9 protein-coding genes and 2 pseudogenes are annotated in these 10733 nt (G+C 61.6%); 2 read left to right on the top strand and 9 right to left on the bottom strand.

Translation table 11 applies throughout. The features are described 5' to 3' along the window. The first annotated feature begins 12 nt into the window (after window positions 1–12). Window positions 13–792 (top strand): OmpA family protein, encoded by a 780-nt coding sequence (locus QPK27_RS11665; protein WP_290418401.1) that lies wholly within the window; start codon window positions 13–15, stop codon window positions 790–792. A gap of 31 nt (window positions 793–823) precedes the next feature. Continuing rightward, a complete protein-coding gene (gene tssA, locus QPK27_RS11660) occupies window positions 824–1888 on the top strand; it encodes a type VI secretion system protein TssA (protein ID WP_290418400.1) in 1065 nt (354 codons plus the stop codon). 18 nt (window positions 1889–1906) lie between these two features. On the opposite strand, the gene QPK27_RS11655 is transcribed toward tssA, so the two are convergent. The 9 genes and pseudogenes from QPK27_RS11655 to tssH form a co-directional block, all read right to left on the bottom strand. Continuing rightward, window positions 1907–2467, bottom strand: a complete 561-nt coding sequence (locus QPK27_RS11655; protein ID WP_290418399.1) for a hypothetical protein — start codon at window positions 2465–2467, stop codon at window positions 1907–1909. A 5-nt stretch (window positions 2468–2472) separates the two neighbouring features. Further along, a complete protein-coding gene (locus QPK27_RS11650) occupies window positions 2473–3405 on the bottom strand; it encodes a hypothetical protein (protein ID WP_290418398.1) in 933 nt (310 codons plus the stop codon). Further along, entirely contained in the window at window positions 3402–4463 is a 1062-nt protein-coding gene (locus QPK27_RS11645) for a LysM peptidoglycan-binding domain-containing protein (RefSeq protein ID WP_290418397.1), read from the bottom strand. Before QPK27_RS11645 ends, QPK27_RS11650 begins: the two co-directional genes overlap by 4 nt. Window positions 4464–4801: 338 nt before the next feature. Continuing rightward, a pseudogene (locus tag QPK27_RS25470) lies at window positions 4802–5152 on the bottom strand (PoNe immunity protein domain-containing protein); the annotation flags it as partial. 33 nt (window positions 5153–5185) lie between these two features. Beyond that, window positions 5186–5482, bottom strand: coding sequence for a hypothetical protein (locus tag QPK27_RS11640; protein WP_290418396.1), 297 nt, complete (start codon window positions 5480–5482; stop codon window positions 5186–5188). Window positions 5483–5510: 28 nt separating this feature from the next. Further along, window positions 5511–6503: a PoNe immunity protein domain-containing protein gene (locus QPK27_RS11635; protein ID WP_290418395.1), complete on the bottom strand. Its 993-nt coding sequence runs from the start codon at window positions 6501–6503 to the stop codon at window positions 5511–5513. Beyond that, entirely contained in the window at window positions 6482–7246 is a 765-nt protein-coding gene (locus QPK27_RS11630) for a contractile injection system protein, VgrG/Pvc8 family (RefSeq protein WP_308633464.1), read from the bottom strand. The genes QPK27_RS11635 and QPK27_RS11630 overlap by 22 nt, the downstream gene beginning before the upstream one ends. Then, window positions 7231–8001 (bottom strand): annotated as a pseudogene (locus QPK27_RS11625) (type VI secretion system Vgr family protein); the annotation flags it as partial. The pseudogene QPK27_RS11625 and the gene QPK27_RS11630, both read right to left, overlap by 16 nt. Window positions 8002–8059: 58 nt before the next feature. After that, complete coding sequence (gene tssH / locus QPK27_RS11620) at window positions 8060–10723, bottom strand: type VI secretion system ATPase TssH (protein ID WP_290418393.1); 2664 nt, start codon at window positions 10721–10723, stop codon at window positions 8060–8062. Window positions 10724–10733 lie beyond the last annotated feature (10 nt).

Raw genomic sequence — 10733 nt, 5'->3', positions numbered from 1 at the left:
CGGAAGCTGACCATGCGTGTAGTCCAGACTCTTTTACTTCTTTCCGCCTGCCTCGGCGCCGCCATCCCTGCGCTTGCCCAGAACACCGCCACGCCGCAGCCGGGCCAGGTGCTGGCCAGCGGCACCGTGCCCGACGAAGCCACCAAGGCCGCGGTGCTGGCGCGCCTGGTCGAGGTGTACGGCGCCGACAAGGTGGTCGACCAGATCGCCGTCGGCCAGGTGGCGCAACCGGCCAACTGGAACGCCTACGTGCAGAAGCTGATCACGCCGCAACTGAAGACCATCTCGCGCGGGCAGCTGAAGATCGACGGCAGCACCGTGAGCGTACGCGGCGAAGTGGCGAACGAAGCGCAGCGCCAGAAGATCGCCAGCGACTTCGCCACCAGCCTGAACCCGACCTACGTGGTCAACAACGGCCTGCGCGTGGCGGCCGCCGAACAGGGCATCCTGGACAGCGCACTGGCCAATCGCATCGTCGAATTCGACAGCGGCAAGGCCACCCTGACCCCGACCGGCCAGGCGATCCTGGACCAGATGGCGGCCGCGATCCAGAAGCTGCAAGGCCGCAAGATCGAGATCATCGGCCACACCGACAACCAGGGCCTGAAGGCGGCCAACCAGAGCCTGAGCCAGGCGCGCGCGGAAGCGGTCAAGACTTACTTCACCGGCAAGGGCTTGAGCGCCGACATGTTCACCACGCTGGGACAGGGCTCGGACCGGCCGGTGGCCAGCAATGCCACGCCGGATGGACGCGCGCGCAATCGCCGCATCGAGTTCCGAATTGCACAATAAATTCGCTCAATAACGATCACAGGCTGAATTCATGACCTTTACCGCAGAAGAACTCCTCGAACCGATCAGCCCGACGTCGCCCGCCGGCGAAGACCTGGCGTTCTCGCCCGAGCTCGACGCCATCGCCCAGGCGCGCCGCTTCGACGATCCGTCGCTGGCGCAAGGCGAATGGGTGACCGACCTCAAGGAAGCCGACTGGAACTTCGTGGTGCGCCGCTGCGCCACCCTGCTGCAAGAGAAAAGCAAGGACCTGCGCCTGGCGGTCTGGCTGGCCGAGGCCGGCGCCAAGACCGACGGCCTGCGCGCCCTCGGTGAAGCGCTGCGCACGCTGTCCGGGCTGTGCCAGGATTATTGGGACCTGGGGCTGTATCCGGAGTCGGACGGCGACGACCACGACCAGCGCATCGGCAACCTGAGCTGGATCCTGGGGCGGATTCCATCGCTGACGCGCGAGATCCCGCTGACCGACGGCAGGCAGGGACGGTATTCGACGATCGACTTCGAGACTGCGCGCAAGTCGGCGGCCGCGAATGGCGATGGCAACGGCAACGGCAATGGTAGCGGGACTGGTCCCAAGCTGGCCGACATGGAAGCGGCGCGGCGCGGCAATTCGCCGTCGTTCGTGAGCGCGTTTCACGCGGATGTGCAGTTGTGCCTGGATGCGCTGAAGGAACTGGAAACGGTGGCCGACGAGCGCTTGGGTCACGACAGCCCGGGCTTCTCGGCGGCGCGCGATGCCTTGCTGGATCTGCAGCGCATGATGCCGGCGGCGGCTGTGGCGGCCCCTGTCGCCGCCGAAGCGGTTCCGGCCGCGCAGGATGCCGGCCAGGCCCATCCGGCCGGCCACGCGGCGCCGATCATCCCGGCCGGGCCGCCGGGCGCGATCCAGACCCGCGCCCAGGCGCTGGCGCAGCTGCGCGCGGTGGCCGAATTCTTCCGCCGCACCGAGCCGCACAGCCCGGTCTCCTACTTCGCCGACAAGGCGGCCGACGCCGGCGAGCAAAACCTGCACGACTGGCTGCGCACGGTGGTGAAGGACGACGCAACGATGGCGCACATCGAGGAGTTGCTCGGGGTGCAGCGGCGTAACGACTGATGCGTCCCTGCGTGGCCGTCAGCCGGCCATGGTGGCCCGGCCGGCGCTCGTCCTGAGTTCTTCAATGGCGCGTTTCGCGCCGACGAAGAAGTCAAAATCGCCCAGCTCTTCATCGGGAATGAAGGTCAACATGCTGGCGATGCCGAACATCCTGGCATAGGCTAACGAGTCATAGGTGATCTCGTACAGCGTTCCCTGGGCCGGGTCGCGCAGGCTGAACACGCTCATGCCTGTCATCTCGCGCCCATCGCCATCGGTTGCGGGTTCGAGTTGCACCTGCAAATCCGGCGCCAGGTCGGTCAACGCGCCATCCGCTTCATACCTGAACAGGGACAGGCGCCGGCCGTCATGGGTCCTGAATACCAGTTCCCGCTCATCGTTCCAGTAAAGGTAGCAGCGCCGATCGTCTTCTATCGTGTAGCTGCCGCGGAATTCCTCTCCTACGCGCATGGTGACGGGCATGGCCCCGATGAGCGGTGGATGATCGGGATCCTGCGGCACCGCGCACCATATGCCCGTAGCGTCGTCGATGTCGATGAAGTCGCCTGCCGTGTCGTGGCGATAGAGTCGGATATGCATCCCCGTCATTGAAGTTGGCGCATCAATGCTGCTTTCGCAGCCGCCATGTTTTTGGTGGCGCCCGTGCGATTGATGGCGTTGGACAGCGCGGTTTCGGGGCCGATCTCACCATTGGGCGCAACCGAAATCACCCCGACCAGCTGGCGCTGGCCCTGCACTGCGAACATCGCGAGGTAATAGACTCTTCCACCCTTTTCGAGTCGGCTCGACGCCAGGATGCTGTCGCAGCTGGTTTCCGGCGCAAAGCTTGTGTGCGCAACGGCGAGCGGCGCCGCACCGGCCTCGCTGACGAACTGGCAGCGCCGCGCCGCCTTGTCCTCGAAAATCGAGAACGACGACGCTTTGTCGGAGATGAAATCCCGCTCCATCAAGCGCCATGCGGGATAGGCGCGGCCCAGCACGGCAATGCGCGCCAGCCGAACGCCGTCGGCGGGTTTGACGGCGACCGGATTGCGGGGATGCAGGCCCGAAGGACTGGAAGGCACCGCATCGGTGAGCGCCGCATCGGTGATGAATCCCCTGGACCGATCGCGCACCAGGTAGTGGAAGTGAAGGTCCGTATCCTCGCGCGTTTCGCGCGCCAGGTAGCCCACCGCCAGGTATTCCCTGTTCTGCAATGTGAACGGCGTCATCGACTTGATGCCGAGGCATTGGGGAAAGCCGGCCTCCGGATCCGGGCCCACCAGTTCGATGTAGTCGAGGGCCTTGGCGCCGACGGACGCGGTGAGCAGGCCGCAGCTCGGCACCGAATCGCCCTTGGCATAAAAGACAAGTGGCGCAACGTCGGGCACCGGCGATTGCAGGGCATTGCCTTGGTCGGCCGCTTCCCATCCCTGCTGCCGCAGATAGCCGTCGACGTCGATCGCCCCGGCGGCAAGCGCGGCGGCCGAACCTGCAGTCAAGGCCAGCAGCAACAGCGCAGACATCATTCTGGTCATCGTGATTTTTCTCTCGCGTGGTCGATCATGGCGGTAGTCGATTTGAATCCGAACCGGCGGCGCGCGATCGGATTGCTGTTGTTCAGTTCAAGAAAGCGCAGGTAGCCAGCCTTGGCACGCGCCGGGTCCTTGGCAAGCCCGTGCCGGCTCGACGCCGGGTCGCTCCACAGTCCCCATGCGAATGCCATGTCGCGCGTATCGTACGCCTTGCTGCGTTCGAACGGGAGGTAATCCGGCGAACGATTTACCGCGGTCTTGCATTCGGCTGCCCGCAGTGCCTTGTGTGCACGCCTGAAGATCGCGGCTCGATCGTCGAAGCCGTTGAAGCCGCCATTAATGGCGGTCGAGATCAGGATCAGGTCGTTCTTGTCGGCGTAGTCGTTCAGCCTGTATGGCGAGCCGAAGTTCCAGAACCATCCTGCGGAGTCGGTGGCGTATTCGACGGTCTCGAGCTTGAGCCGGTTCTCGCCGAGGAAATCCATCCCGTTGTAACGACCATATTCCTGGTACTTGTCCTTGAAGGTAATCTGGATCAGGCCACGGCCTTTGTAGCCGGCGTAGGCCTCCTGCTCGGTGACGCCGCGTGGCAGTATTTCGGCGCGGTAGCGCAGCGAGCCGGATTCGTGGCCGATCTGCGCCAGCGCGTGTGCCTTGCGCAGGCAGGAGTCGATGCCGTAGACCGCCATCATCCGGTTCATGGGCGCCAGGAATGGATCGAGCTGGTCCCTGCGTCGCGTGGGGAAGATTGCGGCCAGCTCGTCAAGCGTCAGGTCGCGTCCGCAGGCACAGGTGCCGGGCAGGACCTCGTGTCTGATGGCGTTGTCCAGTTGCTTGTCCGGCTGCTGGGATTGCTGCGGGGCTTCGGGGACTGGAGTGACCGGCTGGGATGGGGGCTGGTCCAGTGGAATATGGACCGGTTGGCCGATCGCCAGAGAGTCGGTGCTGCGGATCTGGGGATTTGCTGCCAGAAGTGCTTCAAGGCTCACGCTGTTTCGGGTGGCGATACCTGTCAGGGTATCGTTGCGTTCGACGTTGACGGTTTTGATCGCGTTACTCATGAGGGTCTCCTCTGCGGTCAACAGATCACATTGGACCGAAAGGCTGGTCCAGAAGCGATTGGCCGCAATGCATGCCGCACCAGAAAATCCGGTGACTAAGCGAGGAGACATACTGCGACGATTTATAGTTCCGGAAACAACAGCTCTCGATTTGGAACACTGAACTCACACTGCGGTCGAGCGAAGGCTTACGTTATCTAACATACAATCCGATGTACACCTAATCTTCTCAGCTGATAAATCACCGAGATTATCTATTGCTGCTCAGTGCTCCATTCCCAAATGGTATTGCCATAGGGAGAATTAACAAATTCGGGCATAAGGTCGCCTGCATTGAATTACTGTCGACTATCCAACCACGCCGGCGCCATCGAATACCCTAACTCTGGGCAAGGGTTCCCGCCGGCAACTCGACGCAGGCCGACGTCTTTATCCAACGCGCCAACCTCTGACTCATCCATCTTCTTAGCGCAATCGACTAGATCCTTAGGATAAACCAAGTTTCCCCTAAAACTAGAATCGTCAACGTCCAGCAGATATGCTACCGTCGCTGCCTCTATAGCCCAGCAACCTAAACAACCTGCACACATATCGTCTTCTATTTCAAGATGACTATTGTGCCAAGGCGCCATTTCGAAGGATTTGTACCAATTTTTCAAATAGCTGTGCAAGTCTTCAATGATCTCTGCTTCGGTATCTCTACATAAGGAGTTGACCTGATCTCAACACTCCTCATGATACCACTTATGAACTTCAAAACGCCCTTCCATCTTATAGGATAGAAAGTCTTCATCAAGAAAATCTCGCGCTTCAAATATTGGACCAAACATACCCGTAATCTTTGGCAACAAATCGCGTCTATAAAGGAGAAAACTCAACCCAATCATTTGCAAAACACGTTGATACTCGTCCATTTCCGTAAAACGCAATGGTGGAAATTTGGGATTTCCTTGATAAATTTTTATGTATGTTGCTGCCTGTTCGCATGCAATAACCACATGTTCAAGATCGTCTCTCATCCTGACGTCGCTCGCGACAGCGCATAGTTTAGTCAGAAACCCATTGCCATATTGTTGTTCCATATTCTGAAGCGGGAAATTCAGGCATATGTTCATTCTGCGTAAAGTGTCGATAGCTATCTTCTTTCGCGGGACTGAACCATTTTCCTGCTCTTGGACAAGCCTGCCCACCAAGCACACGAAGGACTGATTTTCCGTCGTTTCCCGTAGCAATGGCCCTCTGGATACTTCTCGCGTATTCAACCAAGTCTTTCGGATATACCAGTTCATCTCTGAACGAGCTATCGTCGATATCATATAAATAAGCAAATGCAGCGGCGCACGTGGCCCAGTACCCGTAATATGGGGAAAATGAATCCTTTATTTTTTCATGTTCCCCCCAAAACAATGCCTGCCCTTTCATATTTCGATACCATCCGGAAACATATTTTTTCATATCTCGAGAGCGGCCCTTAGGATCATCGTTATCTATCGCGTCGAGCAAACCTCTGTATGGCTTCTCCCAGAACCATTCATCCAGCTCCGGACGATCTTCAAAGAAAAATTTGAACAGCTCTTCAATAACGGCGTCTTCACCATCAAATTCAGAATCCTCAATCAACCCGAATACTTTCGGCAACAAATCCTCACGATGTAAAAGTATGCAGTAGCTGATCAAATCCAGATAATTGACATACGTATCCATGAGGTCGTTTAATGTAAATGGAGGATAGTATTCGTCCTCACTTGATTCCCGAACTTCATCTACGTATTTCTGATATGCGGCAACAACATCAGTCAATTCTGTCCTCAAAATTCCCAATTCGACGCCAGCAGTGAATTTCAATCGGAAAGTGAACCATCTGGTCGATGCAAACGCGCTTAATATCTCAGTACGTCCCAGCATATCACCGCCACACCCTTCCAATTTCCCGGCTAAGATATCGTAATCTTTGTCGAAGTGCCTCAAAGTATTATCATAAGAAACTTGTATAATATAAGGTTGACGTCTTTTATTGTTCACTTGCTTGATGCTCGACATTTATTTCCCCTTTGATCGGCGCGGTCGTCGGCCGGCGCTCCGGCTTGACCGTCGGGCGTGGGATGCGTCAGCCGGCTATGACTGGCGTCACCGCGCTGCCAGTGAAACTGCACTTTGACCCGATGATCGCGATCGGTATGAATCACCGCGCCCGGCGGACCAACCACGATCCCGGTTTGCTGCCCGGCTACCAGCGGGCGCGGATGCAGTAGTTCTCCGTCGCCATCACGGCCGCTGGCCCGGTACGGCACGCTCGACGGGATGGCGTCGATGCGATTGCGGTACACCGGCCGCTGCCCGGCGCCCCGTCCCACCGCATGCAAGCTCGTAGCAAGGTCGACGTCATTGGCCCGGCGCAGCGCACACTGGCCCAGAAGGCGCGTGAGCGCATTGTCGACGTCCGCATCGAGATTGTTGTGCGCTATGTGCAGCGCGCGTATCACCGTGAAAATCGCGTCGTCGCCGCCGTCGAAGCTGGCGTGTCCGTGCAGCGTGAAGGTGGTCCCCGGCGCCAGGGTACGCACTATTCTGGCGCCGACGTGTACCTGTCTGCGCGCCTGCAGCGCCTGCAACTGGTGCTCCGCGATGCGCTCGCCCTGCTTGCGAGTCGGATAGGCATATGCGCCCGGATGATCGCGGCTGACCAGAGGCGCGTCGCCGCCGACGCTGCTCGACACGCTGCGCACCGAGGGCTGCGATAATCCCAGCTCTCCAGTTCCACCGCGTCGGTCTGCAATCGCCATTCGGTGCGCCAGCGGTCGAGGCTATCCTCGCGCATCACAGCGCCCAGCTGGGTGAAGCGCACATCGGACTGGGCATTCGGCGCGAACGCACCGTTACGATCGGCGATGACCAGGGTGTGGCTACCGAACGACGGGCTGTCCGGGTCGCCCGCATGCTCGAAGAAATAGAACAGGCCTCCCTCGAACATCAAACGCTCAACGAAGGCCAGATCGCTCTCCTGGTACTGGGTGGTGCTGCTCCGCTGCAGGTACGCGTCACGGTCCTGCAAGTCGAAGCGCCACGCGGGCGCAAGGCGGCCCTTGCCATCGTAGGCGCGGAACACGGCGTCCAGGATGTCGGGGACCGTCATGCCCTGGAAGATGCGACTATCGCGACCGATTCCGAGGAAACGGGTCCAGGGCTCGACCGTCAGCACGTAGCGCGCGAAGCCTCCGTTGGCGCCGGATTGCTCGGCGCCTGTCACATGGCCGTGGAAGAAGCGCGGCGCGCCGGCGGTTTCCAGCTGGAGCAGAACCGGTTGCCCGATCAGCGTCCTGAGGGAGATCGCGGCGTCGAGCGAGAGCGCCGTTACCTGCAGACGGAAGCCTTCGCTCAGGCCTTCGCTGGCGCGCAGGCTTTCGGCCAGCAACACGTCGCGTCCGGAGCCGGTAGACAGCGTCAGGATGCGCCGGTGCTGGCTGTACTGGCCACCGAGTGCGGCCTGGACCGCCGTTGACAGCGCTGCCCCGGCCAGGTTGGTGTTTGCGTTCGTCATCGTGCCGAACTCCCGGATGTGCGGATAGTCAGGCCGCCGACAGCAGGCGGCCGCTGCCTTACTTCACGCTGTACTTGAACTGCCCCTTCTTGTCGGCGCTGACCTTGATCTTCGCAATCGTCTTGCCCTCGGCCATATTCGCCAGCACCGATTCCGCGATCTCCGGCAGCAGGCTGCCATTGAGGATATTGTCGACATTGCGCGCGCCCGAATCGACTTCGGTGCAGCGCGCCAGCACCGCTTCCACCAGCGCTTCGTCGTACGTCAGCTCGGCCTTGTGATTGACCGCGATGCGGCGCGCGATCTTGCCCAGCTTGAGTTCGATGATGCGCACCAGCACGTCGTCCGGAATCGGGTAGTACGGCACCACCTTCAGGCGGCCCAGGAAAGCCGGCTTGAAGGCCTTCATCAGCTGCGGCCGGATCTGCTGTTCCAGCTCCTCGGGGCTCGGCATTTCCTCCGCTGTCTTGTTCAGGCAGGCCGCCATCATCGTGCTCGAGGCCACGTTCGAGGTCAGGATGATGATGGTGTTGCGGAAGTCGATCTCGCGCCCTTCGGCGTCGTCCATCACGCCCTTGTCGAACACCTGGAAGAACAGCTCCAGCACATCGGGGTGCGCCTTTTCCACTTCGTCGAGCAGCACCACGCTGTACGGATTGCGCCGCACCGCTTCGGTCAGCACGCCGCCTTCGCCATAGCCGACATAGCCCGGCGGCGAGCCTTTCAGGCCCGAGACGCTGTGCGCTTCCTGATACTCGCTCATGTTGATGGTGACCAGTTTGCGCTCGCCGCCATACAGCACGTCGGCCAGCGCCAGCGCGGTCTCGGTCTTGCCGATGCCGGACGGGCCGACGAACAGGAACACGCCCTTCGGCTTGTCCGGATCGTCCAGGTTGGCGCGCGAGGTGCGCACGCGCTGGGCCACCGCTTCGATCGCATGCGACTGCCCCAGCACCCGCTCTTCCAGCATGTCCTTCAGCTTCAAGACCGTCTTGATCTCGTCCTTGACCATCTTGCCGAGCGGGATGCCGGTCCAGCCGGCGACGATCTCGGCCACCACGTGACCGTCCACCTGCACCGGCACCATTGGCGTTTCGCCCTGCAGCTCGCGCAGCTCCTTCATCAAGCCCTGCACGGCGGACGCGTCGCTCTTGGCGCCGTCGGCCTGGCCGGCTTCCAGCTCGCCGCGCGCGGCCTGGATCTTCTCGGTCAGGCCCTTCTCGACTTCCCAGCGCGCCGACAGCGCACCGTGTTCGTCGGCCGCCTTGGCGCGCGCCGCGCGCAGTTCGCCCAGGCGCGCCGCGTGACTGGCGCCGGCGCTTTCCTCGCGCTCGAGCGACGCGATCTCGGCGTCGATGCGGTCCAGGCGCTTGACCAGGTTCTCGATCAGGGCCGGGGTCGCGTTCTGGCCCAGCGCCACCTTGGCGCAGGCGGTGTCCAGCACGCTGATCGCCTTGTCCGGCAGCTGGCGTCCCGAGATGTAGCGGTGCGACAGGCGCACCGCCTCGGTGATCGCTTCGTCGTAGACGCGTACATTGAAATGCTTTTCCATCAGCGGCGCCATCGCGCGCAGCATGGCGCAGGCCAGTTCCTCGCTCGGCTCCTCGACCTTGATCACCTGGAAGCGGCGCGCCAGCGCCGGGTCCTTCTCGAAATACTTCTTGTACTCGCCCCAGGTGGTGGCGGCGATGGTGCGCAATTCGCCGCGCGCCAGCGCGGGCTTCAGCAGGTTGGCCGCATCGTTCTGGCCGGCCGTGCCGCCGGCGCCAATCATGGTGTGGGCTTCGTCGATGAACAGGATGATCGCGTGCGGACTCTTTTTGACTTCGTCGATCACATTCTTGAGGCGGTTCTCGAACTCGCCCTTGACGCTGGCGCCGGCCTGCAGCAGGCCCATGTCGAGCGTGTGGATCTCGACGCCTTTCAGGACGTCCGGCACGTCGTCCTGGGCGATGCGCAGCGCCAGGCCCTCGACCACGGCGGTCTTGCCGACGCCGGCCTCGCCGGTCAGGATCGGGTTGTTCTGGCGGCGCCGCATCAGGATGTCGACCGCCTGGCGAATCTCGGCATCGCGTCCGATCACCGGATCGACCTTGCCGTCACGCGCGCGCGCAGTCAGGTTGGTGGTGAACTGGTCCAGCGCCGGCGTCTTCGAGGCGCCCTGCCCGGCCAGCTCGCCGACCGGATCGGCGCCGGCTTCGAGCTCCGCTTCGTCCGAAGAAGAAGCCGTCAGGCGCGCCTCCTGCGAGCCTTCGGTCAGCTGGTCGAACTTGTGCTTGAGCTCATCGACGTTGAACTTGTTGAACAGCTTCGAGCCGCGATAGGCCAGCTGCGCCAGCTCGCTGTCGCTCAGGAGCGCCAGCAGCAGGTGGCCGCTGCGGATGCTGGTTTCAAAGCCGGCGCGCACGTCGAGCGAGGCGATCAGCCAGGCGTTCTCGAACAGCTTGGGCAGGCGCGGCGAGAACACGGGCGTGCGCGTATTGCCGGTCTTCAGGCGCGCCACCTCGGCGTGCAGGTCCGCTTCCAGCATCGACAGGCTGATGTTGCTCTTGCGGGCGACCACGGCCAGGTCGCTCTGCGGCTGCTCGAGCAGGGCCAGGAACAGGTGCTCGAGGTCGACCTCGAACTGGCCCAGCCCCACGCAGATGCTGGCCGCGCGCGTGGCGGCGGTGCGGCTGGTGTCATTGAGCTTGCCGATCAGCGTCTTCAGGTTGATGCTCATTGCGCGCGAG

Source organism: Massilia sp. YIM B02443 (assembly GCF_030411955.1).
In the GTDB taxonomy this organism is placed as follows: domain Bacteria; phylum Pseudomonadota; class Gammaproteobacteria; order Burkholderiales; family Burkholderiaceae_D; genus Telluria.
Note: the sequence above shows the minus strand (reverse complement) of the source record. Positions and strands in the feature narration are given on the sequence as shown.

Excerpts from the sequence above, each read along its gene's own strand:
- tssA (WP_290418400.1), top strand. The coding sequence starts at position 824 with ATGACCTTTACCGCAGAAGAACTCCTCGAACCGATCAGCCCGACGTCG.
- QPK27_RS11630 (WP_308633464.1), bottom strand. The coding sequence starts at position 7,246 with ATGGCGATTGCAGACCGACGCGGTGGAACTGGAGAGCTGGGATTATCG.
- QPK27_RS11640 (WP_290418396.1), bottom strand. The coding sequence starts at position 5,482 with ATGAGAGACGATCTTGAACATGTGGTTATTGCATGCGAACAGGCAGCA.
- QPK27_RS11650 (WP_290418398.1), bottom strand. The coding sequence starts at position 3,405 with ATGACCAGAATGATGTCTGCGCTGTTGCTGCTGGCCTTGACTGCAGGT.
- QPK27_RS11635 (WP_290418395.1), bottom strand. The coding sequence starts at position 6,503 with ATGTCGAGCATCAAGCAAGTGAACAATAAAAGACGTCAACCTTATATT.
- tssH (WP_290418393.1), bottom strand. The coding sequence starts at position 10,723 with ATGAGCATCAACCTGAAGACGCTGATCGGCAAGCTCAATGACACCAGC.
- QPK27_RS11655 (WP_290418399.1), bottom strand. The coding sequence starts at position 2,467 with ATGCATATCCGACTCTATCGCCACGACACGGCAGGCGACTTCATCGAC.
- QPK27_RS11645 (WP_290418397.1), bottom strand. The coding sequence starts at position 4,463 with ATGAGTAACGCGATCAAAACCGTCAACGTCGAACGCAACGATACCCTG.
- QPK27_RS11665 (WP_290418401.1), top strand. The coding sequence starts at position 13 with ATGCGTGTAGTCCAGACTCTTTTACTTCTTTCCGCCTGCCTCGGCGCC.